Origin of the sequence: Rhizorhabdus dicambivorans, from assembly GCF_002355275.1 — a bacterium.
GTDB classification, from domain to species: domain Bacteria; phylum Pseudomonadota; class Alphaproteobacteria; order Sphingomonadales; family Sphingomonadaceae; genus Rhizorhabdus; species Rhizorhabdus dicambivorans.
The window spans coordinates 3,878,527-3,904,128 of sequence record NZ_CP023449.1 but is presented as its reverse complement, the minus strand read 5'-3'; the positions used below and the strand labels follow the sequence as shown (position 1 = coordinate 3,904,128).

29 protein-coding genes are annotated in these 25,602 nt (G+C 62.9%); 8 read left to right on the top strand and 21 right to left on the bottom strand.

Annotated features, from left to right (window positions below; all coding sequences use genetic code 11):
- Positions 1–13 precede the first annotated feature (13 nt).
- Together CMV14_RS18370 and CMV14_RS18365 are read left to right on the top strand one after the other, a co-directional pair.
- Entirely contained in the window at positions 14–886 is an 873-nt protein-coding gene (locus tag CMV14_RS18370; RefSeq protein ID WP_524539027.1) for a plasmid partitioning protein RepB C-terminal domain-containing protein, read from the top strand.
- A complete protein-coding gene (locus tag CMV14_RS18365) occupies positions 879–1,814 on the top strand; it encodes a plasmid partitioning protein RepB C-terminal domain-containing protein (protein ID WP_066962611.1) in 936 nt (311 codons plus the stop codon). Before CMV14_RS18370 ends, CMV14_RS18365 begins: the two co-directional genes overlap by 8 nt.
- 225 nt (positions 1,815–2,039) lie before the next feature.
- On the opposite strand, the gene CMV14_RS18360 is transcribed toward CMV14_RS18365, so the two are convergent.
- The 4 genes from CMV14_RS18360 to istA (CMV14_RS18345) form a co-directional block, all read right to left on the bottom strand.
- The gene (locus tag CMV14_RS18360) at positions 2,040–2,270 is read right to left on the bottom strand and encodes a helix-turn-helix transcriptional regulator (RefSeq protein WP_066962615.1); all 231 of its coding nucleotides are present in this window, start codon (positions 2,268–2,270) and stop codon (positions 2,040–2,042) included.
- A 326-nt stretch (positions 2,271–2,596) separates the two neighbouring features.
- Entirely contained in the window at positions 2,597–2,935 is a 339-nt protein-coding gene (locus tag CMV14_RS18355) for a hypothetical protein (protein ID WP_066962617.1), read from the bottom strand.
- A gap of 191 nt (positions 2,936–3,126) precedes the next feature.
- Entirely contained in the window at positions 3,127–3,855 is a 729-nt protein-coding gene (gene istB / locus CMV14_RS18350) for an IS21-like element helper ATPase IstB (protein WP_066962620.1), read from the bottom strand.
- Positions 3,842–5,353: an IS21 family transposase gene (istA, locus tag CMV14_RS18345; RefSeq protein ID WP_083215826.1), complete on the bottom strand. Its 1,512-nt coding sequence runs from the start codon at positions 5,351–5,353 to the stop codon at positions 3,842–3,844. The genes istB (CMV14_RS18350) and istA (CMV14_RS18345) overlap by 14 nt, the downstream gene beginning before the upstream one ends.
- A 117-nt stretch (positions 5,354–5,470) precedes the next feature.
- Between istA (CMV14_RS18345) and CMV14_RS18340 the strand changes: the two genes are divergently transcribed.
- The gene (locus tag CMV14_RS18340; RefSeq protein WP_066962626.1) at positions 5,471–5,785 is read left to right on the top strand and encodes an MFS transporter; all 315 of its coding nucleotides are present in this window, start codon (positions 5,471–5,473) and stop codon (positions 5,783–5,785) included.
- Positions 5,786–5,841: 56 nt separating this feature from the next.
- On the opposite strand, the gene CMV14_RS18335 is transcribed toward CMV14_RS18340, so the two are convergent.
- The 6 genes from CMV14_RS18335 to CMV14_RS26525 all read right to left on the bottom strand — a co-directional run bounded on the left by CMV14_RS18335 (position 5,842) and on the right by CMV14_RS26525 (position 10,414).
- A complete protein-coding gene (locus tag CMV14_RS18335) occupies positions 5,842–6,084 on the bottom strand; it encodes a hypothetical protein (RefSeq protein ID WP_066962628.1) in 243 nt (80 codons plus the stop codon).
- A 2-nt stretch (positions 6,085–6,086) separates the two neighbouring features.
- Positions 6,087–7,433, bottom strand: coding sequence for a glutathione-disulfide reductase (gene gorA / locus CMV14_RS18330; protein ID WP_066962638.1), 1,347 nt, complete (start codon positions 7,431–7,433; stop codon positions 6,087–6,089).
- A gap of 31 nt (positions 7,434–7,464) precedes the next feature.
- Positions 7,465–8,205: a glutathione S-transferase family protein gene (locus tag CMV14_RS18325; protein ID WP_066962641.1), complete on the bottom strand. Its 741-nt coding sequence runs from the start codon at positions 8,203–8,205 to the stop codon at positions 7,465–7,467.
- A 55-nt stretch (positions 8,206–8,260) separates the two neighbouring features.
- Complete coding sequence (locus CMV14_RS18320; RefSeq protein WP_096367786.1) at positions 8,261–8,956, bottom strand: fumarylacetoacetate hydrolase family protein; 696 nt, start codon at positions 8,954–8,956, stop codon at positions 8,261–8,263.
- Positions 8,953–10,005 carry a gentisate 1,2-dioxygenase gene (gtdA, locus tag CMV14_RS18315; protein WP_066962647.1) on the bottom strand — a complete coding sequence of 351 codons (1,053 nt, stop codon included), beginning with the start codon at positions 10,003–10,005 and terminating at the stop codon, positions 8,953–8,955. The genes CMV14_RS18320 and gtdA overlap by 4 nt, the downstream gene beginning before the upstream one ends.
- A 163-nt stretch (positions 10,006–10,168) precedes the next feature.
- Positions 10,169–10,414, bottom strand: coding sequence for a hypothetical protein (locus CMV14_RS26525; protein WP_114214349.1), 246 nt, complete (start codon positions 10,412–10,414; stop codon positions 10,169–10,171).
- A gap of 2 nt (positions 10,415–10,416) precedes the next feature.
- Between CMV14_RS26525 and istA (CMV14_RS18310) the strand changes: the two genes are divergently transcribed.
- Positions 10,417–11,904 carry an IS21 family transposase gene (gene istA / locus CMV14_RS18310; protein ID WP_037487497.1) on the top strand — a complete coding sequence of 496 codons (1,488 nt, stop codon included), beginning with the start codon at positions 10,417–10,419 and terminating at the stop codon, positions 11,902–11,904.
- A 17-nt stretch (positions 11,905–11,921) separates the two neighbouring features.
- Positions 11,922–12,761: an IS21-like element helper ATPase IstB gene (istB, locus tag CMV14_RS18305; protein WP_037487499.1), complete on the top strand. Its 840-nt coding sequence runs from the start codon at positions 11,922–11,924 to the stop codon at positions 12,759–12,761.
- A gap of 283 nt (positions 12,762–13,044) precedes the next feature.
- On the opposite strand, the gene CMV14_RS18295 is transcribed toward istB (CMV14_RS18305), so the two are convergent.
- From CMV14_RS18295 to CMV14_RS18285, 3 genes are all read right to left on the bottom strand, one after another.
- Positions 13,045–13,734, bottom strand: a complete 690-nt coding sequence (locus CMV14_RS18295) for a cytochrome b/b6 domain-containing protein (protein ID WP_021246265.1) — start codon at positions 13,732–13,734, stop codon at positions 13,045–13,047.
- A gap of 72 nt (positions 13,735–13,806) precedes the next feature.
- Complete coding sequence (locus tag CMV14_RS18290) at positions 13,807–14,508, bottom strand: VIT1/CCC1 transporter family protein (RefSeq protein ID WP_021246266.1); 702 nt, start codon at positions 14,506–14,508, stop codon at positions 13,807–13,809.
- 193 nt (positions 14,509–14,701) lie between these two features.
- Positions 14,702–14,953: a hypothetical protein gene (locus CMV14_RS18285; protein ID WP_021246267.1), complete on the bottom strand. Its 252-nt coding sequence runs from the start codon at positions 14,951–14,953 to the stop codon at positions 14,702–14,704.
- Between the two features lie 283 nt (positions 14,954–15,236).
- Between CMV14_RS18285 and CMV14_RS27700 the strand changes: the two genes are divergently transcribed.
- Positions 15,237–15,419 (top strand): hypothetical protein, encoded by a 183-nt coding sequence (locus CMV14_RS27700; RefSeq protein ID WP_062066092.1) that lies wholly within the window; start codon positions 15,237–15,239, stop codon positions 15,417–15,419.
- 28 nt (positions 15,420–15,447) lie between these two features.
- Here the strand turns inward: CMV14_RS27700 and CMV14_RS18280 are convergent, their stop codons facing one another.
- Entirely contained in the window at positions 15,448–16,098 is a 651-nt protein-coding gene (locus CMV14_RS18280; RefSeq protein ID WP_021246268.1) for a hypothetical protein, read from the bottom strand.
- 121 nt (positions 16,099–16,219) lie between these two features.
- A complete protein-coding gene (locus CMV14_RS18275; protein ID WP_021246269.1) occupies positions 16,220–17,302 on the bottom strand; it encodes a L,D-transpeptidase in 1,083 nt (360 codons plus the stop codon).
- A 139-nt stretch (positions 17,303–17,441) separates the two neighbouring features.
- Here CMV14_RS18275 and CMV14_RS18270 point away from each other — a divergent pair, with 139 nt between their 5' ends.
- Positions 17,442–18,299 carry a universal stress protein gene (locus CMV14_RS18270; protein ID WP_021690797.1) on the top strand — a complete coding sequence of 286 codons (858 nt, stop codon included), beginning with the start codon at positions 17,442–17,444 and terminating at the stop codon, positions 18,297–18,299.
- 44 nt (positions 18,300–18,343) lie between these two features.
- Positions 18,344–19,846, top strand: a complete 1,503-nt coding sequence (locus CMV14_RS18265; RefSeq protein ID WP_021246271.1) for a phospholipase D family protein — start codon at positions 18,344–18,346, stop codon at positions 19,844–19,846.
- An 84-nt stretch (positions 19,847–19,930) separates the two neighbouring features.
- On the opposite strand, the gene CMV14_RS18260 is transcribed toward CMV14_RS18265, so the two are convergent.
- The 6 genes from CMV14_RS18260 to CMV14_RS18235 form a co-directional block, all read right to left on the bottom strand.
- The gene (locus CMV14_RS18260) at positions 19,931–20,515 is read right to left on the bottom strand and encodes a hypothetical protein (RefSeq protein WP_021246272.1); all 585 of its coding nucleotides are present in this window, start codon (positions 20,513–20,515) and stop codon (positions 19,931–19,933) included.
- An 81-nt stretch (positions 20,516–20,596) separates the two neighbouring features.
- Positions 20,597–21,007: a DUF2147 domain-containing protein gene (locus CMV14_RS18255; protein ID WP_021246273.1), complete on the bottom strand. Its 411-nt coding sequence runs from the start codon at positions 21,005–21,007 to the stop codon at positions 20,597–20,599.
- Between the two features lie 50 nt (positions 21,008–21,057).
- A complete protein-coding gene (locus CMV14_RS18250) occupies positions 21,058–21,630 on the bottom strand; it encodes an HdeD family acid-resistance protein (RefSeq protein ID WP_021246274.1) in 573 nt (190 codons plus the stop codon).
- A 140-nt stretch (positions 21,631–21,770) separates the two neighbouring features.
- Complete coding sequence (locus CMV14_RS18245; RefSeq protein ID WP_021246275.1) at positions 21,771–22,994, bottom strand: phospholipase A; 1,224 nt, start codon at positions 22,992–22,994, stop codon at positions 21,771–21,773.
- Entirely contained in the window at positions 22,991–24,184 is a 1,194-nt protein-coding gene (locus CMV14_RS18240; RefSeq protein WP_021246276.1) for an acetate/propionate family kinase, read from the bottom strand. The genes CMV14_RS18245 and CMV14_RS18240 overlap by 4 nt, the downstream gene beginning before the upstream one ends.
- The gene (locus tag CMV14_RS18235) at positions 24,181–25,602 is read right to left on the bottom strand and encodes a bifunctional enoyl-CoA hydratase/phosphate acetyltransferase (RefSeq protein ID WP_021690796.1); all 1,422 of its coding nucleotides are present in this window, start codon (positions 25,600–25,602) and stop codon (positions 24,181–24,183) included. The genes CMV14_RS18240 and CMV14_RS18235 overlap by 4 nt, the downstream gene beginning before the upstream one ends.

The following is a 25,602-nucleotide window of genomic DNA, read 5'->3' as shown; positions in this document are numbered from 1 at the left end:
AAAAAGGATCGAAATGATCCCCATCTCCCGGATCACGGTTCTGAACCCGCGCGCTCGCAACAAGCGCCAGCACCGGGAGATCGTGAACAATATCGAGGCCATCGGTCTGAAGCGGCCGATCACGGTAAGTCGCCGGGATGGCGCTGGGGGACCGCGATACGATCTCGTCTGCGGCGAAGGCCGCCTTGAAGCCTTCCAGATGCTGGGGCAGACGGAGATCCCGGCCGTAGTGATCGAGGCCAGCGAGAGCGAATGTCTCGTGATGAGCCTGGTCGAAAACATCGCGCGGCGCACTCCGCGGCCCATAGACCTCATGAAAGAGATCGGCGCCTTACGCTCTCGCGGTTACAGCGATGCCGAAATCGCGGAGAAGATCGGCGTTGGAGCATCTTGGGTGAACATGATCGCCTCGCTTCTCGAGCGGGGCGAGGAACGGCTCGTCGCCGCGGTCGAAACCGGGCTCATACCGATCACACTGGCGATGGAGATTTCCAAGGCCGAGACGGAAGAGGCGCAGAATCTGCTCCTCGACGCCTATGAGACCGGCAAGCTCAGGGGCAAGAAGCTGGCCGCTGTCCGCCGTCTGCTCGAAATGCGCATGCAAAGCCAGCGGCGGGGTAGTTTGCCGGCCGGCCGTCTTGGCCGGAAAGCCAGCAGCCGTCGAATGACGGCGGCGGACCTCATGCAGGTTTACCAGCGCGAGGCGGAAAAGCAGCGGCTGCTCGTCAAGAAATCCGATTTCACCCAGACTCGTCTGCTGTTTGTCGTCGAGGCGTTGAAAGACCTGCTCGCCGATGATGGCTTCGTCAATCTGCTGAGAGCGGAAGGACTGGCTACCATGCCGCGGGCGCTCAAGGGGCGTGTGTCGGGAGACGACCATGGCTGACGACATGAAAGGTCGAGAGGACGGCCATATCCATCTTGCATTCGATCGGGATTTCCTGACCATCCCGGTGGCGTCGATCGTTCCGCTCAAGACGTTGCCCGACGGGGCCAGGGCGGGCCGCTCCTATGCCCAAGTACTCAGCTCGATCAAGGCGATCGGCCTGATCGAAGCGCCGGTCGTGATGGCCGACGCCAAAAACGTCGGGGTGTGGTATCTCCTCGATGGCCATTTGCGGCTCGAGGCGCTGAAGGAACTTGGCATCGCCGAAGTCGAGTGCCTGCTCGCCGCAGACGACGACACCTATACCTATAACAAGCGGGTCAACCGCATTCCACCGATCCAGGAGCATCGGATGATCGCGCGTGCGATGGACCGGGGCGTCGCATCGACTGACATTGCCGCCGCCTTGAATCTTCAGGTCGAGTCGGTGCTGCGGCGTTTTCGGTTGCTCGAAGGGATCAGTCCCGAAGCGGCCGAGATGCTGAAGGACACGCCCTGTTCGATGAAGGTGTTCGACATTCTGCGCCAGATGACTTCCGTCCGTCAGATCGAAGCCGCCGACCTGATGATCGGTCAGAACAATTTCACGGTGATGTTCGCCCGAGCCTTGCGCGCGGCCACATCCGAAAATCAGCTCGCTACGGCCAAGAAGGGCAAGGGCGGCGGCAAGCCGACGCCTTCGGGCCAACAGATCGCCCGGATGGAACGCGAGTTGGCGGCGCTCCAGACGCAGGTGAAGTCGGTCGAGGAGACCTACGGCATCGACAATCTGCATCTGACCGTCGCGCGCGGATACATCGCCAAGCTGTTAGCGAACAACAGGGTGGTCCGCTGGCTGGCGACACACCAGCAGGATTATCTCGGCGAGTTTCAGAAGATCGCCGAGATCGACACGCTTGGTCCGACGGCGGAACCTCCGGCGGCCTGAAAAGATTTGGGGACCCGGACCCGAAAAGCGCGGGGACCATGGGAGACGCCGCACTGTGGAGCGGATCAAGCATGGCGGTGGGAGTGGCGGCGAACCCGCATGAAGCCCACTAGGTCGGTCGCCATAAGATCCGGCCGCATGAGGGGCAGTTTGCTTCCCATGAACTGAGGGCGGGCGGGCGCGCTGAGAGCGCCGACCAGCGCGCCCGCCATTTGGACTGAGCGATCACGAGCGATCCTGGGCGTTTTGCTCAATTTCCCTTGAAGCGCGGCATTGCACGCGATTCCTGTGGTCCCACGCTTCAAGCTCATCCACCCGGTAGAGAACCGCTTTACCGATTTTGACGAATGACGGCCCGATCTTCATCGCGCGCCAGTTCCGAAGGGTGCCGATGGAAACGCTGCCGCGATAGCGTTCGGCCACCTCTTCCGGCGTGAGAAATGTGGTCTCTGACATACGCCCTCCTTCGACAGATGATCCGCCGGTGTTGATCGTTGATGGTCGAGCGTGTGAGACGCTTTTCGGAATGCGCCGGTCATTCAGAGACACCAAGACGCTCGCCGAGCCTCAATGGGGCACGCTCCTGCATGACCAAACATGAGCGCGGGGAAGCAGTCAGGGAAGTATCAATCTTCCGGCGTAGGGAGTGCGGCTAACAATGGATATAAATTGGCGGGAGACCGCATGAAGCCCAAGCCAGGCTCGTCATGTGGTCCGGCGCGTGAGGGGGAGCTTGCTCCGCATGAATAGGACGGGCGTGCCGGGGCGCGGCCGGCCCGCCGCTATTCATCGAGGTTTTCCTGTCGGGAGAACGCGGAGAGATCGAGGGTCAGCGCCTGAAGCGACCGCGTTGTTTCCTCGTCGTGATGCGTCAACAGCTCGACAAGATCCTCCTGGTCTGGCTGTCCCAAAGCAAGGCGATAGAGCAGCCTCTGCGTCCTCAACTTTGCGAATCGATCAATGTCGCGACTTTGGGGAAGCGCGAACAAATGCCGCTTTAGTTCCGCGCCTTCCATCGCCCACCAGGGGCTGAGGCCGGTTTTGTCACCCGAAAACGCCTGATCGGCGTCGCGTGCTATGATGTCCCACGGCGACGATGCCTGGCGGCGCGCCTGCGCCAACGCTTGCTCGCCTAGTTTGTCAATCGGCGTCCAAAAGGAACCCCCTATCGGCGTGCAAAAGGGACCCCCTTCGTCGAGCAGCGTGACGGGTATGACGGGCGCGCCGTTCGCGCTGGTTGTGGCGTAGGGCGGGCGTAGCCCGACCGGAGGCGCAACCAGCGCGAAGCGTTCTCTGCGGGGTGCCCCAGGCGTCAGCTGCGGTGCTTGAAGCGCCAGCTGTCGTTGCCGGTCTCGACGATGTCGCAGTGGTGGGTAATGCGGTCGAGCAGCGCGGTGGTCATCTTGGGGTCGCCGAAGACGGTCGGCCACTCGCCAAAGGCGAGGTTCGTCGTGACGATGACCGAGGTGCGCTCGTAGAGCTTGCTCACCAGATGGAAGAGCAGCTGACCGCCGGAGCGGGCAAAGGGCAGGTAGCCGAGCTCGTCGAGCACCACGAGGTCGAGGCGGGATAGCTGGGCTGCCAGCGTGCCGGCCTTGCCGAGGCGCGTTTCCTCCTCGAGCCGGTTCACCAGGTCGACCGTGTTGAAGTAGCGCCCGCGGGCGCCAGCTCGTACCACGTTGGCGGTGATGGCGGTGGCAAGGTGCGTCTTGCCTGTGCCCGTTCCACCGACCAGCACGACGTTGCGCCGGCCGGGAAGGAACGAGCCACTGTGCAGTGAGCGCACCAGCCCCTCGTTGATGGGAGTATCGTCAAAGACGAAGGCGTCGAGGTCCTTTACGGTCGGCAGCCTGGCGGCCGACATCCGGTAGCGGACCGACGCCGCATGGCGGTGCGTCGCCTCGGCACGCAGCAGGTCTGTCAGAACCTCCATGGTCGTGCGCTTGCGCTGGAGACCGGTGGTGACCGCCTCGTCGAAGGCGCCAGCCATGCCCTTCAGCCCCAACTCGGCCATGGCCGTCATCATCTCATGCCGCTGCATGGAGGCCTCGCAGGCTGTCGTAGCGGGTGCAGTCGGCGCGGGGCGGATGGCGCAGCGCCAGGTCCTCGGGCGTGACGATGGTCAGCGGCCGGGGCGGCTCGCGTCGGCGGGCCAGGATGTTGACGATGACATCGTCGCTGGCGGTGCCGGCCAGCAATGCTTCGCGCACGGCCGCTTCCACCGCCTCCAGCCCGTCGTCGAGCACCGTCGCCAGCACGCGCACGAACCGCCGGTCGGCATCATCCCCGGCGCCGAGCTTGCGCCGCAGCCGTGAAAGCGCAGGTGGCAACTCCCATCCCTGGAACGGCGCGCCATTGCGCAGGGCACCCGGCTTGGTCACCAGCACCGGCAGGTAATGCCACGGGTCGTAGATGGTCCGGTCGCGCCCGAAAAACCGGGGATGGTCGGCGACGACCTGGCCGTCGCAGCGCACGATGATGCGGTCGGCATAGGCGCGGACCTGGACGGCACGCCGCACCGCCCTGGCGGAGACGGAGTAGCGGTTGCGGTCGAAGCTGATGAGGCACGTGCCGCTCACCGCGTGCTCGCTCTCATGGAAGCCGTCGAAGGGCGCGACCACAGGCTGGAGCACCGCCCGTTCGGCAGCCCAGGCCTGGGCGACCGTCAGCTCCTTCTGCTCGGGATGCTGGTGCAGCTCGGCCCAACGGCGACACTCCGCCTCCAGCCAACCGTTGAGCTCCTCGATGCTGGCAAAGCGCAGGCGTGGCTGGAAGAAGCGGCCACGCGCGGTCTGCACCTGGTTCTCGACCTGGCCCTTCTCCCAGCCGGCTGCCGGCGAACATGCCGTCGGTTCGACCATGTAGTGGTTGGCCATCACCAGGAAGCGCCGGTTGAAGACCCGCTCCTTGCCGGTGAACACGCTCGTCACCGCCGTCTTCATGTTGTCGTAGATGCCGCGCGTCGGCACGCCTCCAAAGAAGGCGAACGCCCGCGCATGGGCGTCGAACAACATCTCCTGCGTCTCGCGTGGATAGGCTCGCACGTACATCGCCCGTGATGCGCACAGCCGCACATGCGCGACCTTCACGCGCATCGGCTTGCCCGCGATCTCCACGTCCTCGTGGCTCCAGTCGAACTGATAGGCCTCGCCCGGCCGGAACAGCAGCGGGATGAATGCCGGCGCATCCATCACGTCGCGACGCCGAACCTGCCGCCAGCGCGCTGCATAGCGGCGCACCGCGTCGTACGAGCCGTCAAACCCCTCACGCAGCAGCAGATCGTGGATGCGCGTGAGCCGCAGCTTCTCGCGCCGCGGCCGCGCCTCGTCCTCCTCCAGCAACGCGTCCAGTCGCGCCTGGAACGGCGCCAGCTTGGGCAGTGGCTGAACCTCACGCCGGTAGCCCATGTCCGCCTCCAGCGACCGGATCGCCTTGCGCACTACTTTGCGAGACAAATGCAGGTCTCGCATGATTGCCTTGATGGCTTTCCCCGCCGCGTGTTCGCGCCGGATCCTCAACACCGTCTCCAATACCAACATCCCGATCTCGCCGCCTGACACACCGCCAAGCGAACAGCCTAGACCACCGGGATGAGGGGTCCTTTTTCGACGCCGATCACCCCCGCTACCGGGGTCCCTTTTCCACGCCGATCCACAATGCAGGACGGAGTCGGCACCGGTTTTTACATCATGCTGGCGCTTGCAGGCGCGGCGATAGTCGGCGCGCAATTCTGCCTCTCCGCCGTGATCAATCTGGCCTATCCCGCAGCTATCCGCGCCACGGGTGCGGGATACGCATCGGGTATCGGGCGCCTTGGAGCAATCGGCGCACCATTTGCCGGGTCGCTGGTCATGGCCGCATCACCCGGTGCAGCCGGTGCGTTCACATTGGGTGCACTGCCAGTCGCTCTGGCCCTGATCGCTTTGATCGCGATGGCCAGGCTCAACCTCTTCGTCAGGTTTGCGGACTGAGAGACGGCTATTTGTGCAAGCGCATCATCTGCCAGAACCACGTCGAATATCGCGGTTCAATCGGACCTGCTCAGCGCCCGATAGCGCGCGCGCAATTGGTCGAGCGTCTTGCGCTTTACCGGCTTGCCGTCGCGCAATTTATACCAGGTGTTCTGACTGATCCGATAGGTTTCATATAGGCCCTGAGCCGTTGCGGCCGAAAGGCTCTTGCGCAGCGCTTCGAACTCGTCATGCCCGATGGAAACCATCTCAAAGCGCGCCTGCGCCACTTTTTCGGCTGGCGCGCCGACATCGCGCATTGTCATCTCAACAGAACCAGCTCTTCGGCCATCGTCGGATGGAGGGCTATCGTCTCGTCAAATGCCGCTTTGGAAAGACCCGCTTTGACTGCAATGGCCGCAGCCTGCAGGATTTCGGGAGCATCCGGCCCGATCATATGCAGGCCCAGGATGCGATCGGTATCTGCGTCGCAGATCATTTTATAGAGCGCCCGCTCGTCGCGCTTCGCCAGCACATTCTTCATCGGGCGAAAATCGGAGGTATATATCTTGACCTCGCCGACCTGATCGCGGGCCTGCTGCTCGGTCAATCCGACGAAAGCGATGGGCGGATGACTGAAGACGGCCGACGGAACATGGCGATAGTCGACGCGATGCGGTTTCCCGCCGAACTGCGTATCGGCAAAAGCCTGCCCTTCGCGAATGGCGACGGGGGTAAGCTGGATGCGGTTCGTCACGTCGCCGACAGCGAAGATCGAACCCACTGTCGAGCGGCCATCGTCATCGACGATGATCGCGCCCAGAGGATCGATTTCGACCCCTTGCTCCTCCAGTCCAAGATCACTGCTATTGGGCACTCTTCCGATAGCGAACATCAGGCAATCGACGGAGAATGCGTCTTCGCCCGCGAGCTGAACGCTCAGCGAGCCATCGGCCAGTTTTATGACTTTCTCGAAGCTTGCATCGAAGCGAAATGCGATCCCCTTGCGCGTCGAGATCTCGACCAGCCGGTCGCGTACGCTATGGTCATAACCGCGCAAAAGCTGGCCACTGCGGTTGATGACCGTGACCGCCGAGCCAAGTTCATTGAATATTCCGGCAAACTCGTTGGCGATATAGCCACCGCCAACGATCGCAATACGCCTTGGTACATCGTCCAGATGAAAGGCTTCGTTGGAGCTGATCCCATGTTCGGCGCCATCAAAAGACGGCAGCAACGGCCGCGCGCCGGTTGCCACGAGGATCATGCGTGACGTGACATCCTGCCCGCCGGCGATCCGTACGCCATGGGGTCCGATAATCGTCCCCCTTCCCGGCAAGATCGTCACGCCGTGACTGCCCAGAGTATTGCGGTACAGACCTTCCAGCCGATCGACTTCAGCTAGCACATTGTCGCGCAGCGTCGGCCAGTCGAACTGGCAATCCGGCACCTGCCATCCGAACTGTCGGGCATCTCGCAGGTCTTCCGCGAAATGCGCACCGTAGATGAGCAGTTTCTTGGGCACGCAACCGCGAATGACGCATGTACCGCCGACCCGATATTCTTCGACGATCGCAACCCGCGCACCATGCGCTGCTGCTACGCGGGCGGCGCGCACCCCGCCCGAACCTGCACCGATGACGATGAGGTCATAATCATAATCCGACATGTTCAAAGCCCTATGGCGGTACGTCTCAAGGTCAGGCGATGACGGCCGCAGCGAAGCGCTGGTCTCTGCGGGGCACCGCCTCGCTGAAAGAAGGACGCGACTTCAACCGAGCGATCCAGGCGCTCAGGCTGGGCCGGTCGTCCCATAGCCGGGCAAAATTCAACTCTTCCAGCCGATCGACAAAGGGCGCTGCCGCAACATCGGCGAGCGAATAGCTGTCACCGGCGAGATAGGGGGTGGTGTCGAGCTGCTTTTCCAGCCGATCCAGCGCCTTGCTCATCTTGACCTTCGCCTCCTCGACCGCAGCATGATCGACGGGCGAGCGTGCAGCAATCCGATATTCTTCCGCGCGCTGCTGGTTGGGATGTTTTGCCAGTTGCTCATCCAGTTCGACATCCGACAATTTTGCCAGTTCCTGACTCATCATCAGCGTGAAGGTTGCCGGGCGTATCGACGGATGCAGGACGTCATCCTCGAACTTCACCCAGGCGCGCATTCTCGCACGCTCGACCGGATCGCTGGGGACCAGCGATATCTCCGGGAATACCTCCTCCAGATATTCGTTGATGATCGTGGATTCGATGATCGGAACACCATTGTGCACCAGGGTGGGCACGACCCCATTGGGATTGAGCCGGGTATATTCCGGCCGCGTATGCTCCAGCTTCATCAAATCGACGAACCGGCTTTCCCAAGGGAGCTGTTTTTCGGCGAGGCAAAGCCTCACCTTGATCGAGCAGAAGGACCGCCAGTCATGATAGAGTTCGAGCATAGATATATCCTTAGGGGAGGAAAGTCGGGTCGTGCCCCGTGTTCGGTTTCGTGCCTCAGCGCGCCGGCTCGGCTATGCGAATGCGGGTGGGTGTGAGACCATCGATGCGCACATCGATTTCATCGCCGGGGACGACCGGCCCCACGCCGGCCGGTGTGCCGGTGTAGATGAGGTCGCCCGGCAGGAGCCGGTAAAGGCCCGAAAGAAAGGCGATGATGTCCGCAACCGGCCAGATCAGGTCTGCCAGATCGGCGCTCTGCTTGACTTCGCCATTGACCGTCAGGCTGATCGCGCCGGTGGACAGATGGCCGCATTCGGCGACAGGATGAAGCAATCCCAAGGGAGACGATTGCTCGACATTCTTGCCTGTATCCCATGGCCGACCCTCGGCCCGCGCCTTGAGCTGCAGATCGCGGCGGGTCATATCGAGGCCGGTGGCATAGCCGAACACATGGTCGAGAGCGGTCTCGACCGGAATATCCCTGCCCTCCAGCCCGATGGCGACCACCAGTTCGGCTTCATAATGAAAATTGGCGGTTGCGGACGGGTAAGCGACCTCGACATCCGAAGGCACGATGGTTTCCGCCCATTTGGTGAAGAAGAAGGGCGGCTCACGATCCGGGTCACGTCCCATCTCGCGCGCATGTTCGGCATAGTTGCGCCCGACACAGAATATCCTGCGCACGGGGAAAATGCGTCCGTCGCTTACCTGCGCCAATGTCGGAGCAGACGGGTCAAAAACCATGGTCATAGATTTTCCTCTCGGAACAGCCCGAGCTTTTGCTGGCAGGCCTTGTCTGAAAAGCCGAAGATGATGAGTTCGTCTTCGGCGTGAAATCGATGTCGTTTCCAGGATGGGATGACCACGACATCACGGGGAGACAGACGGGTCGAAACTCCGTCGATCTCGACCTGTCCTTTCCCCTCCACGACGACAAAGATCGTGCCGTCGGTCGACCTGCGCGGCGCGGTTTCCATGCCGCGCGGGATCAGTCGCACATGGGCGGAAATGGTTTCCATCACCGGTCCGCCATCCGCAGGATTGGTGAATTCGAGTGCGTGACCAAGATGCGGATCGACCTGCGCAGTCGATGCCAGATGATCAAGCGCGGGTCGCCACTGCTTGTAGGGATAATGGAATAGCGGCTGACTGGTCGGTCGGCGGTCGGCGCTGGTGCCCCGCATCGGCCGCAAATTATGCCCATAGCGCGCCAGACTGTCCCCAGGCGGGGCCATTTCAGGATGTTGCGCCTGCGGCCATTTTTCCGCGAAACTGGCGTCGAAATGGCGCACCGTTGGAATATCCAGCCCGTCGAGCCAGATCATCGGTTGGTCCGTCCCGTTCCCATGGTCATGCCATTGACCGCCAGGGGTGAGGACTAGGTCGAAAGGCGACATCACAGCTTTCTCGCCGTCCACAGCGGTATAGGCCCCCTCCCCCTCGAGAATGAACCGCAGCGCACATTGCGTGTGGCGATGACATGGGGCGACTTCGCCCGGCAAAATGAGTTGAAGCCCGGCATAGAGGCTGGGGGTTATGGCCGACGATCCCTCCAGACCCGGATTTTCCAGAATCAGCACGCGTCGTTCCGCCTGCTCGGCAGAAATCAGATCGCCGGACCGCAGTAAAAAGTCGCGAACCTCACCATAATGCCAATGATGCGCACGCGCGAGCGACGCCGGTTCCGCCAGCACCAGAGCATGCAGCACTTCCCACAACGGCTTCAGCCCAGCCGGCCGCATTTCATCATAAAGCGCAGTGAGTTGAGCCTGCTGATCATTGGCCAATACTGGCTGCATAATTCCTCCCCTGCCTCGCGAACGACGCCACACATGCAGCGCCATCCGCTCTCCGGCGGTAACAGGAGAGATAAGAGATGATCAGTTATTGCGCAATATGAAATTTATTCTACAATGAGGCATGGTTCGAATAACCCCACCTCTTGGAACAGCGCTCAAGCAATCATGGTTTTGGCGGACTACCCCCGAGCGCCAAGGTGATGTCACCACATACATCGCGCAGTTCCGCGATCACCTGAGCATCGCGCGCGGGATCGAACGCCTCATTGGACAGCAGCGTGACGGCCAGAACCGCCCGGCCCTGTGCATGGCGGTGACAAAACCAGCCAGTGGAGCGCCGGCATTGTGCTGAGCGCGGCGGAGTAAAATCCGGCCATTGGTTAGGCTGAACCTTTTTGAGGTCGGCCAAGGATGTTTGCCGTGGAGAGCTACGCCGCTGTTCGGCGCTTTGTGTTTATCGAGGGTCACAGCCAGCGCGAGGCGGCGCGGGTCTTCGGGCTGAGCCGGGAGACGGTGGGGAAGATGTGCCGGTTCTCGCTACCGCCGGGCTACACGCGGACCAAGCCCGTGGAGAAGCCGAAGCTGGGTCCTCTGCTACCGGTGATCGACGCGATCCTGGCGGCGGATGGGACCGCGCCGGTGAAGCAGCGGCATACCGCCAAGCGGATCTTCGAGCGGCTCCGCGACGAGCATGGCTTTGCAGGCGGCTACACGGTGGTGAAGGATTATGTCCGGATCAGCCGAGCCCGCGGGCGCGAGACGTTCGTGCCACTGGCCCACCCACCGGGCCATGCGCAGGTCGATTTTGGCGAAGCGGTCGGGGTGATCGGCGGGGTGCGGCAGAAGATCCACTTCTTCTGTATCGACCTGCCGCAGTCGGACGCCTGCTTCGTGAAGGCGTTCCCGCGCGAGACCACCGAGGCATTCCTCGACGGGCACGTGTCGGCGTTCGCCTTCTTCGGCGGAGTGCCGCTATCGATCCTGTACGACAACACCAAGATCGCGGTGGCGAAGATCTGCGGCGACGGGAAGCGCGAGCGGACGCGGGCCTTCACCGAACTGGTCAGCCATTACCTGTTCCGAGACCGCTTCGGCCGTCCGGGCAAGGGCAACGACAAAGGCAAGGTCGAGGGACTGGTGAAGTTTGCCCGGCGCTGCTTCATGACGCCGGTCCCTGACGCGGCGAGCTTCGATGCCTTCAACGCCGAACTGGAGCATCGCTGCCGCGCGCGCCAGGCCGAGCGTGCCGGCCGGCACACCGCGACCATCGGTGAGCGCCTGGTGGCCGATCTGGCAGCGCTGCGCCCATTGCCGGCGGTGCCGCTGGAACCGTGCGAGAAGCGGGCAGCGCGTGTCTCCTCGACGGCGCTGGTGCGCTACCGGACCAACGACTACTCGGTGCCGACGGCCTATGGGTTCCAGGACGTCGTGGTGAAGGGCTTCGTCGATGAGGTCGTGATCCTGTGCGGTGGGCAGGAGATCGCCCGGCATCCCCGCTGCTACGCCGAAGGTGCGTTCATCGCCGAGCCGCTCCACTATCTCGCCCTCATCGAGACCAAGCCGGGGGCGCTCGACCAGGCGGCTGCGTTGCAGGGCTGGCGCCTGCCTGAGGTGTTCCAGCATCTGCGGCATCTGTTGGAGGCCAGGATGGGCAATCGCGGCAAGCGCGAGTTCATCCAGGTCCTGCGGCTGCTGGAGGCCTTGCCGCTCGATATCGTCACCGCTGCGGTGACCCAGGCGATCCAGATCGGCGCGCCCGGCTTCGACGCAGTCAAGCTGATCGCGCTGGCGCGCATCGAGCGGCGGCCCGCCCGGCTCGATCTGGCGGCCTATCCGCATCTGCCCAGAACCGCGGTGAAGACGACGTCGGCGGCCGACTATGCGGTGCTGGCGGCATGACCCGGGCTGATGACCCGATGCCCACGGGCACGATGAGCACGGCGCCGCAGGTGCTGCTCGCCCATCACCTCAAGCAGCTGAAGCTGCCGACGGTGCTGCGCGAGTATGACAAGGTCGCCCGCGAGTGCGCCCGCGATGGTGTCGATCACCCGCGCTACCTGCTCCGGCTGATCGAACTGGAGCTGATCGACCGCGAACGGCGCACGGTCGAGCGACGCATCCGGGCCGCCCGGTTCCCGGCGGTGAAGAGCTTCGACACGTTCGACTTCGCCGCCATCCCCAGCCTCAACAAGCCGCTGGTGCTCGAGCTGGCCCGCTGCGAGTACATCCTGCGCCGCGAGAACGTCATCGCACTTGGCAACAGCGGCACCGGCAAGACCCATGCCGCGCTCGCGCTGGGCCTGGCGGCCTGCCAGAAGGGGTTCACGGTCGCGTTCACCACCGCCGCCGCACTGGTCAACCAACTCATGGAGGCGCGCGACGAGCGCCGGCTGCTCAAGCTCCAGCGCGAGCTTGCCGCGGTCAAGCTGCTGATCGTCGATGAGCTGGGCTATGTGCCGCTGACGGCGACCGGCGCCGAACTGCTGTTCGAGGTCTTCTCGCAGCGCTACGAGCGCGGCTCGACCATCGTCACGTCCAACCTGCCCTTCGAGGACTGGACACAGGTCCTGGGCTCCGAACGGCTCACCGGCGCGCTGCTCGACCGGCTGACCCACCACGTCAGTATTCTGACCATGAACGGCGACAGCTACCGGCTGAAGCAGTCCGCCGGCCGCCGCCGATCCGCCGCCAGGGCGGAGCAATACCCGGCCAGCGACACCATCGACCCGGACACCGGCCAGATCACCACCACCTGATCGGCAAAGACAACAATGATATGAAGAGGGCCCCGATCGGGGCCCTCTTCATATCATCATCCCTGCATCAACAATGGCCTGCTTTTACTCCGCCCCGCTGGCTTGGAATCAGACCGCCGTTGACACACACGAAGCCCCGGCGCTGAAGACCGTCGGCGATCAGTGCCGCCATTCGCTCATTATCTTCGACGATGAGAAGGCGCATGGGTTTAATGTAGACTTTCCACCAGGAACGAAAGGCAAGAAGGATTGAAGCTTTCTACCAGACCATCAACCGATGTTTTCAATCCCTTTCCTCGTGCGAACCGTGATGGGAATGGCGTTGCTGCGGCGCGAAGGCGGTCGGATCCACCATGACAATGGCGATGATTGCCAGAACGATCGCTGCGGCACCAAGTAGAGCCGCAAACAAGCCTGGTCCCCGAGCCTCACGCACATTCGGATAGAGGCTGTTCTTCTTGCGGCCGCTGATCATCGCGCGAACAAGGTTTTCGCCGGTGAGCAGCGACATCAACAGCACGGCGCCGACATGAAGCCCGATCAAAGCAAGCAGGCTGTAGGCGAGGGCTTCATGAAGGTCTTTGTCCATGCCGCCTGCCGCAACGCTGCTGCCGCTCCAGATGACGATTCCGGTCAATCCGATCAGCGCCACGACTGCGATCGCGCCCAGTGGATTATGACCCACGGAACGTCGAGGATGGCCAGCTAGAAGGTCGCGTGCATGGGTGGCGATTGCTGTTGGCCGAATGAAATTCACGAACCGGGCATGCTCGCCTCCGACGAAGCCCCAGATCAGACGGAACGCAAGCAAGGCAGCAGCAGACCATCCTGCGACCATATGCCACGATGCGATCGGACTATCGTCGTCGGAAGAGAGAAACGCGATCGAGATCGCTAGGACCAGCAGCCAATGGAATAGCCGTAGCGGCGTGTCCCAAACCTTGAATGTCCTTGTATATTCAGAATTTGTCATCACGTTCGCCTTTCCAGCTGGAAGGGCTACGGGTGTTCACTGACCGAATCCTGACGATGTGAGCAGCGTGGTTCAAACCACTGTTCCGAACAGCCTCCCGATGCCCGCGGTCGCAGCCAGGGCCAGCGCGCCCCAGAATGTGACCCGTAGGATTGATTTCATGGGGCGGGCGCCCCCGGCCCAGGCGCCAAGCGCGCCCAGCAGTGCGAGAAACAACAGGGTTGCCGCGACCTCGATTGCGACGAGGCTATCATGCGGAACGACGGCGACCAACATCAGGGGCATGAGGGCGCCTGTGCTGAAAGTTGCGGCGGATGTGAGCGCGGCCTGGATAGGGCGGGCGGTCACGACTTCGGAAATGCCGAGTTCGTCGCGGGCATGCGCGGCCAGCGCATCCTTTGCCATTAGTTCGTCGGCTACCTGCCGGGCCAGTTCCTCATTCAGACCGCGTTTGACGTAGATGTCCGCCAGTTCCTGATGCTCGAGCACCGGTTGAACGGCGAGTTCACCTCTTTCCCGGGCGAGGTCGGCATTCTCCGTGTCCGCCTGAGAGCTGACCGAGACATATTCGCCGGCGGCCATCGACATGGCGCCTGCCACCAGCGCCGCCATCCCTGCGACCAGGATATTGGCCTTGCCCGCGCCGGAGGCTGCGACGCCGACGATGAGGCTCGCGGTCGAAACGATCCCATCATTGGCTCCCAGCACTGCCGCGCGTAGCCAGCCGATGCGTGACACCGCATGGCGTTCGGGATGGGATCTTAGTCGGCTCATGGTGTCCTTCGTAAAATGCCGTGAAAAAGTTCAACAGTCTTTCCTGACGAAACCCTGACGATGATTGGTAGCCGGCATAGCTCAGCAATCCCTACTTGAATCGGTCTACATTTGTCGCACCACGCTGAAATCGGCACTCGGTGAAGGGGCCGTCACGCTTGAATCCATAGAGATTGGAGAGACCCGGCCTAGTTCATGTGATCATGGCCTCCTGCAGGCGGCTCATGAGAGGCAGCGCCAATTCCAGATCATCCGGTTCGACGGCTGCCTCCAATATGGTTTCGACGTGCATGACGGCTATGTTCACAGCTTTGGCCTTCGCATGACCGCGGGGATCGATTTCGGAATCCGTCTTCTTGCGAAACTTCGGGGTGAAGAGACTGCAAAAATTACGTAACTCGCGATCGAATATGATCCAGCCCCCCGTTCGATACGGGTCGTCCACGTAATGCGAGTCCTGAACTAATCGCGACAGCGCGTGCGATTATGGGTGAGGATGCGGCCTATCAGGCCGCTTTGATCGCTGCGGAACGTCGCGTATGAGTGAGAGGCGCGTTAGAGGGGCTTACAAGCCGCATCAGCTTCCAGCCCAGGAAATAGCGGAACGGGAGCCGAACTGGGCAAGGATAACTTGCACTACGTCGCTCAATAACTGCGGCAATCCCCATTCGGATAACGGAAACCGAGCGTATATTGCGAGATGAAGCGATACGGCCTTCCGCTCGAACATGATCGCCGTCGCTGGACAATGGAAGCCGTGGACCGAAAGGGAGGTCCACGAAATCGTAGCCCGATCACGGGAAAGGAATTATCTTTCCCGATTGCTGACCCACATGCTTGCCGTTTTTCGCTGGCGGATGATCGAACAAGATTGGCGGCGCCTCCTCTCGCTGCTTGCTCCGTCAAAGTGAGCGGTTTCGCGCGGGCATCGTCCCCAGTCTACCGTTTCGGCGCCTTTGGGCGCTGCGCGCGGATTTCCGCCAGCAGCACGCCAAGATATTTCTCAGCTTCGGCAGCTTCGCTTTCGGGATAGGCGGCCGTCATGCGTCCGCTCCAATAGCCATAGTCGACTGTCGTCAGGCTGGAACGCCATGGTTTGCCGTCGCGATAGCCGGTGAAAGTTCCGCGATAGGCCTTGAGGCGGCGATTGGTTGGGATCGTCGCCGGTCCTTCCGACACGATGGTCGGCGCGGCAAAATGGGACATCGTAGCCTGACGCATGATCATATAGTGGTCGCGTGGCGGCATCTGGTCGATATGGACCACCGCCATCCGCACCACGATGCGATCGTCGCCGGTGCCGAGTGGCCGGTCGTAGCCGATGGCGATATACTCGCCGCCCGGATCGAATGCCCGTTCCCTGAGGCGGGTAAAGCCCTCGAATTCCTCCGGGAAGCGCAGGCCGCTGGCCACGTGGACAAGAGTTGTGCCGTCCGGCGCCAACTCAAATCCGTCGGGTACCGCGATTGCCGTGGCGTCGGCCGAAGGTGGCGCAGCGGGCGCGGTTTCAGCCAGTGACGGAGCCGCCGAGGACAGCCCCAGCAGGATGGCGGCGGCAAGGGAAACTGGAACGCGCAATGATCGGGACATCGAAGTCAAATCCTCTGGTGAGTATGTCGTAATTAGGCCGGTCTTCGCAATTACGGCAGGGGATTGTTTGGAATCAGGCGGTAAGACGCTGCGATGGACGCGAAGTCGGGATTGCACAACGTCATCGTTCGTTTGTATCCGCTTGGGCATCCTCGCCCGTGAGCACGGTCAGGGATGTGCCTGTACTCCCGCTTTCGAGGGTATCGGCCGTGACGATCAGCGTGCTTCCCGGTTTGAGCACCGACAGCAGGCCCCGTCTGAAGTCCTCGGGAAGGATTAGCCGCTCCCGGTCCTGCCGCGAGACTTCCCCCGTCTGTGCACCGCCAAATACAGGGAGGAACATCCAATGCGTCCCGTGTTCGTCGATGGAGGCGAGGTTGAAGGCCTGAAGGCCGGAGATCTTGCCGCGGATGGCGACAGGCGCCGAACCGATTTCGATGCCGTTTCGCAACACCACGGCGCGCTGGTCCGCCGCGCTGACGATTATGGAGATCGGCCCTGTGAGTGCTTTCTCTGGCTGCCAGACCGTCAAAAAGGCATTCCCGAACGACGAGCGCCGGGCCGTATCCTGCAGGATACGGGGAGCTGGGGCAAAGCGCGGAATCTCGCTTGCCTGCGTGATGATGACCGTCAGGCCAAGCTGCGTGACATCATAGAGGTGCTCGGCGAACGTCAGGGGAAACCGGATGCATCCGTGCGAGGCGGGATAGCCCGGAAGATTGCCGGCGTGCATGGCAATCCCGTCCCAGGTGAGGCGCTGCATGTAGGGCATCGGCGCGTCATTGTAGAGGTTCGATCTGTGCGCGACTTTCTTTTGGAGGATGGTGAAAACCCCGGTGGGCGTTTCGTGGCCGGCTGCGCCGGTGGAAACGGTCGAGATGCCGATCAGGACGCCGTTGCGATAGACATAGGCCCGCTGCCTGGCGAGGCTGACGATGATGACCACCGGACCATCGGGAGCCGTTTCGGGCGCCCACAGGAACTCTCCTGGCCGTAACGCTTCCACGCTCGCCGCGATCGATCCTGGATCAAGCGCCATAGCGCGGATCGGAGCGGCGGTCAGGCAGAGCGCGGCAGTCATGGTGCCGGCAAGAAGCGTTCGGCGCGAGAAGCGTGTCGATGGTGCGTGGGATGCGCCGGCCGTTGCCACGGCAGTGAGCGTCGGGGTTCGCAATATGATGTCTGGTGTTGTGATCTTATCCATCCTCTTCTGATCAGGCCATAATATCGGTCTGCTTCGCGACGGCCAGCGAATCCTTGCCGAAGAACATTTCTGTCCGTCCTGCAAATACACGGCGACACGTTCCTTGGTTGGCGGACCACTGCTGCTATGTTGCGTCGATATGACCCCGCGAACGATTCTGTTTCCAACCGATTTTAGCGGTCGCTGCGACCGAGCCCGCGACCGCGCGATACAGCTGGCGAGCGAGTGGCGCGCACATCTGGTTCTTCTCCATGTTCAGAGGGATCCCGATCCCGCAGACATGCTCGACGGACTGCAGGCTGCCGAGAGTCGCCTTCATGCCCGCTTGCGGGCGGAGGTGGCGGACCCGGATATTCCGGTCGAGACACGCCTCGCCACCGGCGCCGTCTCGCAGGCGGTGCTGGAAGCGTCAACCGCATGCGGGGCGGATCTCATCGTGACCGGCATCTCGCGCCATGACGATATCGGGGATTTCCTGATCGGCACGACCGTGGAGCGCATGATACGCCATGCTCATGCGCCGGTGCTTATCGTGAAGGAAAAGACTCAGCACCACTATCGCCGGGTCTTGGTCGCAACCGATTTCTCCGGCTGCTCGGCCCAGGCGCTTCGCACGGCCATGGCCGCATTCCCCGCTGCCGAGATCACTCTCGTTCACGCCTATCACGTGCCGCTGGAGGCACTTCGGGGCCGGGAAGGGCCGGCAGCTGCGCTGCAGGCCAGGATAGCCTATGATCTGGATGCCTTTCTGGACAGGACCGATCTGCCCGCCGACGCACGCGACAGGCTGGATATCAATGTCGACTATGGCGAGGTTTGCGAGGTTGTCCGCAATCATGTGAAGCTGAGCGAAACCGACCTGGCCGTGATCGGAACGCACGGTCGATCGGCCCTGACGGTGGCGGTGCTCGGCAGCACGGCGCGGGCGCTGCTCAGCCGTCTCGATTGCGATGTCCTGCTCGTGCGCCAGCAGCCGCAGGCGGATGCTGCCGTCTGATCCGGATCGTCATCCTTGCCTGCCTGGGCTTCGTCGCGGCGTCGATGCTCGCGACCTGGGTCTACGGCCTGTTCGCCAGTCGCGCGCAGGGGGAGCCTTCCTACGCACTGTCGATCGAACGCGGCCGGACGCCGCTCGATCAGCGTATTGGCGCCACGACGGATGCGCACCCCGGTGAGAGCGGCCTGCTTTTGCTGGACGAGAATCTCGACGCCTTCGCGGCACGTGGATTGTCGGCGCGCAAGGTCGAGCGCTCGCTCGATCTGATGTATTACATCTGGCACGACGATCTGACCGGCCGCCTTCTTCTGGCCGAGGCCCTGTCCGCGGCCGATCGCGGCGTCAGGGTGCGGATCCTGATCGACGACATCGGCACCAGCCATACATCTGATGCGATGATCGCCATGGCGCATCATCCGCATATCGAGATCCGTATCTTCAACCCGACCCGGGCGCGGCAGGGCGGCTTGCGGCGCGGCATCGAAATGATGCTGCGCGCCTTCAGCGTGACCCGGCGCATGCACAACAAGGCCTGGATCGCTGATGGCCGCGTCGCCATCCTTGGCGGGCGCAATATCGGCGACGCCTATTTCGATGCCGCGACGCAAACCAATTTCCGCGACATGGACGTGCTGGTGATGGGGCCAGCCGTCGCCCAGACGGAGAAGATCTTCGACGATTACTGGAACAGCGGCCTGGCGTTGCCGGTCGATAGGCTTTCGCCCTTGAAAGATCCTGGCGTGGCGCTGACGCGGATCGCCGCCGAATTGAGCAACGCTGCCAATGAGGCTGCCGCGCGCCCCTATCTGGAGCGCATCGCCAAACGGCTCTCGCTTCTCGATCCCGAGACCACGCGGCCCGACTGGACTCGCGCCGCCCGCGTGATCGCCGATCCGCCGCGCAAAGTGCTGGGCAAGGAGGGCAAGAACTGGCTGATGCACGACCTGCTGCCGGTCTTCGATGCGGCGCGGGAAAGGCTTGAAATCACTTCGCCCTATTTCATCCCCGGCGAGGAAGGCACGGCGGCGCTCGCCGCGATTGCGGCAAAGGGGGTTTCGGTCTCGGTCCTGACCAATTCTCTTGCGGCAACCGATGTCGCCGCGGTCCATGGCGGTTATGCGCGCTACCGTGTTCCGCTGCTCGAGGCAGGGATCAAGCTCTGGGAATTGCGGCCCGAGCATCAGGAGCGGGACTTTTCCCTGCGAGGATCGAGCCGGGCAAGCCTGCACACCAAGGCTTTCACTGCCGACGGGCATATGGGGTTCATCGGCTCGATGAACCTGGATCCTCGTTCGGCTTCCCTCAACACGGAAATGGGCGTCCTCTTCGAGTCCGAGGCCCTGGCCCGGAAGATGGCTGCCATCTGGCAGCGCGATACCGCGCCCTCCCGCAGCTATGAGGTCTGTCTGACGTCGGATGGCGACGTGGAATGGGCCGGGAGCCGGAACGGCGTGCCCGTCCGATACGACCGGGAACCGGAAGCCTCGTTCTGGCGCAGACTAACCGCACAGGCCATTGGCCTTCTGCCGCTGGAATCGCAGCTTTGACCCAAGCAGGCTTTCGGCGCCGTCTTCAATTTTGCGTGTTGCCGACGAATGGACCGTCTGCGACGGGGACCTGTTTCCTTGAGATCATGCGCTTGAGCGCGGATCGTTGTCGGAGCGCAGAAATCTGCTCCAGTCGATCTGGGCGAGCGCAGCAAGCAGGATGATCATGCCGATCTGCATCGCGATGCCCCACGGACTGGTGAGGCGCTCGGTAAAGACGTCACCCAGGCTCGATTTGCGGATCACGCCTGCTGTCGCGGCATAGATCGAATAGGAGACGAGACGCCCGACGAAAAACGCTGCTGTGAACTTCCCCAGCCTGATACCCGCAAGGCCGGCCGCTTCGAACAGTTGCGCCGAGGGAAGCGGAGAGAGAGCGAACAGTGCGAGCCCGAAAATCGCGCTTTTCGGTCGGTCCTCGACGACTTTTTTCGCTGCTTCGAGGTTGCGCTTTTGTTTCGCGGGCAAATAGTCCTTGAGAAATCGAAAGCCCCAGGCAAGCAGCAAACGTCCAAGAGCGGCCGCGAGCGCGCCAATGAACACGATCAAGGCGACAGGCAGATCGGTCGTCAGGCCATAGAGAACGATGATCGACCATGTCGGGGGACCGAACGCGGGCAACAGGTTGATACCAAGGACGATCAGGAAGAGAATCAGGCACGCGGTCATTTCGCCTTCGGCGTTATCGCATTTGCGCAGGGTCAGCGAGCCGGATGGGAGAGATGTCTTTCAGCCTGTCAATCCATGCGTCTACTTCTCGACGCGCGTCCAGATCTGCGACCGGCACCCGATGCGCCCGACGAGGCAGCCGTTCGCCTCGAGCCTGTTGCTGTCGAGTACCGTGACGCGCCCGGTGAAGGTCCGGCCGATATCGGGCACGAAAACGCGGCCGCGCCACACGCCGGGCTGCTCCTGCTCGAAATCACGAAACAGCTGTGCGCCCACCAGAGGATCCGGGCTGCCCTTGCGCGCATCGGCTTTCGCCTTGTCGTTAGCCCAGACGACGACACCGCACATCCTGTCGTCGCACGGTTGCGCGCGGATATGCACACTGTTTGCAGGGTTGCGCCAGATAGTCCCGGAAATGCTCGATGCCGGAGCATTTCCGACCGTTGCCGCCAGGATGAGCAAGACCGAAAGCGGTTTGTATCCTCCGATCATCCTGGCGTTTCCTTTGTTGTTCGGGGCAGGGCACCCTTGCCGCACTAAGTCTATAGCTTACCGATGCGGCGCAGACCCATGGCGAGGATGATGAGGAAGGTTCCTCGCAGCAGGAAGCTCAGGCCGACCGCCAATGCCAGGAAGGCAAGTCCGGTCGCGGGATCGCTGAACAGGAGGAGACCGCCCAGAACAGTGTCGAGAACGCCGAGTAGCAGGCGCCAGCCCCGGTCATGCGCAGACTGGAATGCGCCGACGATTTCGAAAACGCCGATGATGAGCAACCAGGCGCCGATCAGCGCGACGAGCGTCAAGGCCCCGGCGAAGGGATTGAAGAAAGTGATGGCGGCCGCGACGAGGCTCAGCACGCCGAGGAGGATCTCGATCCAGCGTGCGCGCCGGGAGAGCGAGGACAACCCGGCCGCGATAGCCAGTATTCCGTATATGAGGAGCGCCACGGCAAGGAAAACACCTGTCGCGAAGCCCGTCGCGATTGGGTTGAGGAGCGCAAAAACGCCGATCAGGATCACGAGCAGCCCATAAGCCAGGACCCAGCCCCAACTGGTCTCCAATGCCGGGTCGGCCATACCATAGGGGCTGGAATAGCGCCTCGATTGTGACGGCATGTGAAGGGCTCCTTCTTGGTGACTCGGAACTTTTGCTGTGAGCGTGTCGACTATTGCCAGAGTGCAACCTCAAGTCGAGCAGGAAGCGCTGATGTCGCAGGAGGCGTCGCTCAAGTGCGTGATGTGCATGAAGGCGGGTTTCAACGCACCAGTGCCACGCCCAGACGAAAACGGGTCGTATGGCGATCATAGTCGAGCAGATTCTCGCCATAGCCGATGAAGCTCTGGCCGAAGAGATAGAAGTCGGGTCCCCCACCCAATAGCCGCGAGAGCGGATAGGAAAGATCGGCGGCGAGTGCGCCTTTGCCGCTGGAGACGCTGAACCGCGTGGATGTCGTAAGGCGTAGGCCGTCATCTTTCCCGACTTCCAGGAAGAGCGAGCTATTGCCCCTGTAGCGGCGGATATCGGGATTGTCGGATTTGTCGCCGACAAGGAGGGAGAAGCGCGGAGCTACCGACAGGCGATAGCCGCCGCCCAGTGGGAAGGCGGCCATCGGCGCCACATAGAGCGTGTTGAGGCTGCGGGAATCGAGACCGGAGCGACCGTTGGATTCATGGCGAAAGCCGCCCTGTGCGCTCAGCGAGATGCCGCGTGTCAACGTAGCTGAAGGGGTCAGGTAGAAGAGTTCCGGCTGATAGTCGATGTTACGAAACGGCGAGGAATCCGCGCCAAGATCCCAGAACATGCGCTGGGTATAGGCAAAATGCAGTCCGTCGCGCCAGGAAAGTGGCAAGCCCTGGGCGCGTCTCGTTCCGAAAATCTGATATTTGAAGCTGATCTGGATGCGTGCGGCGCTGTCGGTGCTCGGACCATAGACAGCATAGATCGGTTCATAGGCCGACAGGTTGGCGAAAAAGGCGTTGCCCGCCGACCGGTCCGAGGGAGGCGGCACAGCCTTGTTTTCCAACCCCGGCGCGTTGGGAGGCCCGGATTGCGCGGAGGTGTTCGTGGCTATTTGCGCCCCTCGGTCCGCGGGCCGCAATGCCAGCGTGATCTGCCGCGTGCCCCATGCGGGAACGGAGATCGCGGCGCCTTCCAGCGACAGATTGGTCCTCCGCGCAAGCCGGTAGGTCGCGCGCGTGAAACCGCCAGGTGGAATGATCGGGTTTGGAGGCGTCGTCGCCATGCGCTCCAGCCAGACGGTGCGAGAGACGCCGCTCTGCTCCACCTGCGCTTCGATGCGGTCCGGAAGGGCCATGCCCTGCGGATCGCCGCTGTCATTGAGCAGGCGCAGATCGACCAGAACGGCGCCGGTTTCGTCCTCCTGCCCGGCATCGCTGATCAGGATTTCGACGGGCGATGCGGCATGAGCCGCGGCAGGGGTGGCAAGCGCGATGGCGGCAAGGCTTATCGCGCGCCTCATGATGGATTCTCCCCCAGCACATGCAAGGTGTGGAGCGCGATCATCCGTTCCTCGTCGGTGGGAATGACGCGCACCGCGACATGGCTGCCGGGCGTGCTGACAAGCGGGGCGCCGGCAGCGTTCGCCTGTTCGTCGAGTTCCACGCCCAGCCATGCGAGGCGTGCGCAGATACGCTGGCGCATCGCGGCGTCGTTCTCTCCGATCCCGGCGGTGAAGACGATGCCGTCCAGCCCGCCCATCGACGAGGCGAGCGCGGCCGTCTCGCGCGCGGCGCGCCAGGCGAACAGCGCCATCGCCTCTTCCGCTTCCGGCGCATCGCTGGCCGCGAGCGCCCGCATGTCGCTCGACAGGCCGGACACGCCGAGCAGGCCGGACTGCCGGTAAAGCATGTCCTCCACATCGGCCGCGCTCATGCCCATGCGGAGCTGAAAGTGCAGGATCACGCCGGGATCGATAGTGCCGCAGCGCGTGCCCATCACCAGGCCGTCGAGCGCAGTGAAGCCCATGGTCGTATCGACGCTCCTGCAGTCCCGCATGGCGCAGAGGCTGGCCCCGTTGCCCAGGTGCGCCGCGACCACGCGGCCCGCGGCCAGCGCCGGGTCGATCTCCGCGAGACGCATTGCGACATATTCATAGGACAGGCCGTGAAAGCCGTAGCGGCGGATGCCCTGATCGTGGAACTTGCGCGGGATGGCCAGGCGCGAGGCGACGTCCGGCTTGTCGTGGTGGAAGGCCGTATCGAAGCAGGCGACCTGCGGCAGGTCGGGTTTCAGCTTCGCGATCGCGCGGATCGCCGCGAGGTTGTGCGGCTGATGCAGCGGGGCGAGGGGGCACAGCGTTTCCAGCCTGTCCAGCAGGTCGGCATCGACCAGGCGGGGCGTGACGAAGTCCAGGCCGCCATGCACCACGCGATGGCCGATGGCGATCACGTCCCGCCCTTCCAGCGGATGATCTCCCGCCCAGGCGAAGAGGTCCGCCAGGAGATCCGCATGGCTGAGCGCAGCGCCGTCCGGCCAGTCCCGCTCGATGAGGATTTCTCCCGTCGCGGAGCGGGCCCGCAGGCTGGGCGCGATGCCGATCTTCTCGATCTTGCCGCCTGCCGAGAGCGTCAGCCCGTCCCGGCCATCGAGCGTGAACAGCGAGAACTTGATGCTGGACGAACCGGAGTTGATCGCGACGACGGCTTTCATGCGCTCGCCGTCCCCGGCAGGCCGGGCGCGGCCTTGGTGGCGGCGCGCGCCATCAGCACCGCGACCGCGCAGGAGGCGAGGCGGGTGCGCAGGCTGTCGGCCCGGCTGGCGAGGATGATCGGCACGCGCGCGCCCAGCACGATGCCTGCCGCGTCCGCACCGCCCAGGAAGGTGAGTTGCTTGGCCAGCATGTTGCCAGCCTCCAGGTTTGGCACGACGAGAATTTCCGCTTTGCCCGCCACCGGCGAGACGATGCCTTTCTCCTTCGCGGCGGCTTCGCTGATCGCATTGTCGAAAGCCAGGGGTCCGTCCAGCACGCCGCCCGTGATCTGACCGCGATCGGCCATCTTGCACAGGGCAGCGGCGTCGAGTGTGGATTGCATCGCGGGATTGACAGTCTCCACGGCGGAAAGGATCGCCACTTTCGGTTCCGCGATGCCGATGACATGGGCAAGGTCGATGGCGTTGCGGATGATGTCCGCCTTCTCCTCGAGTGTCGGCGCGATGTTGATCGCGGCATCCGTGATGATGAGCGGTGTCGGATGGTTCTGGACGTCCATGACATAGGCATGGCTGATCCGGCGCTCGGTTCGCAGGCCCGTGGCGGAGCGCACGATGGCGCCCATCAATTCGTCGGTATGGAGCGAGCCTTTCATCAACAGCTTCGCTTCGCCGCCGCGCACCAGGTCCACGGCCTTTGCCGCCGCTTCGTGGCTATGGGCGGCGGATACGATGCGGAAAGGCGAAATGTCCTTGCCGGCGTCTTCGGCCGCCTTGCGGATCTTCGCTTCCGGCCCGACCAGGATCGGCATGATGAGATTGGCTTCGGCGGCTTCAATCGCGGCCAGCATGGCGGCCGCGCTGCAGGGATGAGCCACCGCCGTCGGTTCCGGCACGCCATTGGCGGTCATCTCGATCAGCTTGCGGTAGCCGTCATGGTCGCGCAGGCTGACCTCCGGCAGCGCCGCACGGGGGCGGCGGACCTTCTCGGCCGGCGCCTTGACTTCGGCCTGGCCGCTGATGACTTCCTCGCCGTCCTGGTTGACGCAGCGGCAATCGAACAGGATATCATGGTGCGCGCGTTTTTCCGCCACCGTCACCGACGCCGTGATCGTGTCGCCAAGGCCTACCGGCCGCGTGAACTGCAGCGACTGGCTGAGATAGATCGCGCCGGGGCCGGGCAGTTCGGTGCCCAGCACGGCGGAGATGAGACCGCCGCCCCATAGTCCGTGCGCGATGACGCGGCGGAACATGTCGGTCGCGGCATAGTCGGCGTCCATATGCGCCGGGTTCACGTCGCCGGACACGAGCGCGAAAAGCTGGATGTCCTCTTCGGTCAGCGTGCGCGAGATACTGGCGGTATCGCCCACTTTTATCTCGTCGAAGGTGCGGTTCTCGATCATGGTTCCGTCAGTCAT

What these genes read in the sequence shown, in the direction of transcription:
- CMV14_RS18370 (WP_524539027.1), top strand. Translation starts at nt 14, where the DNA reads ATGATCCCCATCTCCCGGATCACGGTTCTGAACCCGCGCGCTCGCAAC.
- CMV14_RS18365 (WP_066962611.1), top strand. Translation starts at nt 879, where the DNA reads ATGGCTGACGACATGAAAGGTCGAGAGGACGGCCATATCCATCTTGCA.
- CMV14_RS18360 (WP_066962615.1), bottom strand. Translation starts at nt 2,270, where the DNA reads ATGTCAGAGACCACATTTCTCACGCCGGAAGAGGTGGCCGAACGCTAT.
- istB (WP_066962620.1), bottom strand. Translation starts at nt 3,855, where the DNA reads ATGCAGCGGCATGAGATGATGACGGCCATGGCCGAGTTGGGGCTGAAG.
- istA (WP_083215826.1), bottom strand. Translation starts at nt 5,353, where the DNA reads ATGTTGGTATTGGAGACGGTGTTGAGGATCCGGCGCGAACACGCGGCG.
- CMV14_RS18340 (WP_066962626.1), top strand. Translation starts at nt 5,471, where the DNA reads ATGCAGGACGGAGTCGGCACCGGTTTTTACATCATGCTGGCGCTTGCA.
- CMV14_RS18335 (WP_066962628.1), bottom strand. Translation starts at nt 6,084, where the DNA reads ATGCGCGATGTCGGCGCGCCAGCCGAAAAAGTGGCGCAGGCGCGCTTT.
- gorA (WP_066962638.1), bottom strand. Translation starts at nt 7,433, where the DNA reads ATGTCGGATTATGATTATGACCTCATCGTCATCGGTGCAGGTTCGGGC.
- CMV14_RS18325 (WP_066962641.1), bottom strand. Translation starts at nt 8,205, where the DNA reads ATGCTCGAACTCTATCATGACTGGCGGTCCTTCTGCTCGATCAAGGTG.
- CMV14_RS18320 (WP_096367786.1), bottom strand. Translation starts at nt 8,956, where the DNA reads ATGACCATGGTTTTTGACCCGTCTGCTCCGACATTGGCGCAGGTAAGC.
- gtdA (WP_066962647.1), bottom strand. Translation starts at nt 10,005, where the DNA reads ATGCAGCCAGTATTGGCCAATGATCAGCAGGCTCAACTCACTGCGCTT.
- istA (WP_037487497.1), top strand. Translation starts at nt 10,417, where the DNA reads ATGTTTGCCGTGGAGAGCTACGCCGCTGTTCGGCGCTTTGTGTTTATC.
- istB (WP_037487499.1), top strand. Translation starts at nt 11,922, where the DNA reads ATGCCCACGGGCACGATGAGCACGGCGCCGCAGGTGCTGCTCGCCCAT.
- CMV14_RS18295 (WP_021246265.1), bottom strand. Translation starts at nt 13,734, where the DNA reads ATGACAAATTCTGAATATACAAGGACATTCAAGGTTTGGGACACGCCG.
- CMV14_RS18290 (WP_021246266.1), bottom strand. Translation starts at nt 14,508, where the DNA reads ATGAGCCGACTAAGATCCCATCCCGAACGCCATGCGGTGTCACGCATC.
- CMV14_RS27700 (WP_062066092.1), top strand. Translation starts at nt 15,237, where the DNA reads ATGATCGCCGTCGCTGGACAATGGAAGCCGTGGACCGAAAGGGAGGTC.
- CMV14_RS18280 (WP_021246268.1), bottom strand. Translation starts at nt 16,098, where the DNA reads ATGTCCCGATCATTGCGCGTTCCAGTTTCCCTTGCCGCCGCCATCCTG.
- CMV14_RS18275 (WP_021246269.1), bottom strand. Translation starts at nt 17,302, where the DNA reads ATGGATAAGATCACAACACCAGACATCATATTGCGAACCCCGACGCTC.
- CMV14_RS18270 (WP_021690797.1), top strand. Translation starts at nt 17,442, where the DNA reads ATGACCCCGCGAACGATTCTGTTTCCAACCGATTTTAGCGGTCGCTGC.
- CMV14_RS18265 (WP_021246271.1), top strand. Translation starts at nt 18,344, where the DNA reads ATGCTCGCGACCTGGGTCTACGGCCTGTTCGCCAGTCGCGCGCAGGGG.
- CMV14_RS18260 (WP_021246272.1), bottom strand. Translation starts at nt 20,515, where the DNA reads ATGACCGCGTGCCTGATTCTCTTCCTGATCGTCCTTGGTATCAACCTG.
- CMV14_RS18255 (WP_021246273.1), bottom strand. Translation starts at nt 21,007, where the DNA reads ATGATCGGAGGATACAAACCGCTTTCGGTCTTGCTCATCCTGGCGGCA.
- CMV14_RS18250 (WP_021246274.1), bottom strand. Translation starts at nt 21,630, where the DNA reads ATGCCGTCACAATCGAGGCGCTATTCCAGCCCCTATGGTATGGCCGAC.
- CMV14_RS18245 (WP_021246275.1), bottom strand. Translation starts at nt 22,994, where the DNA reads ATGAGGCGCGCGATAAGCCTTGCCGCCATCGCGCTTGCCACCCCTGCC.
- CMV14_RS18240 (WP_021246276.1), bottom strand. Translation starts at nt 24,184, where the DNA reads ATGAAAGCCGTCGTCGCGATCAACTCCGGTTCGTCCAGCATCAAGTTC.
- CMV14_RS18235 (WP_021690796.1), bottom strand. Translation starts at nt 25,602, where the DNA reads ATGACTGACGGAACCATGATCGAGAACCGCACCTTCGACGAGATAAAA.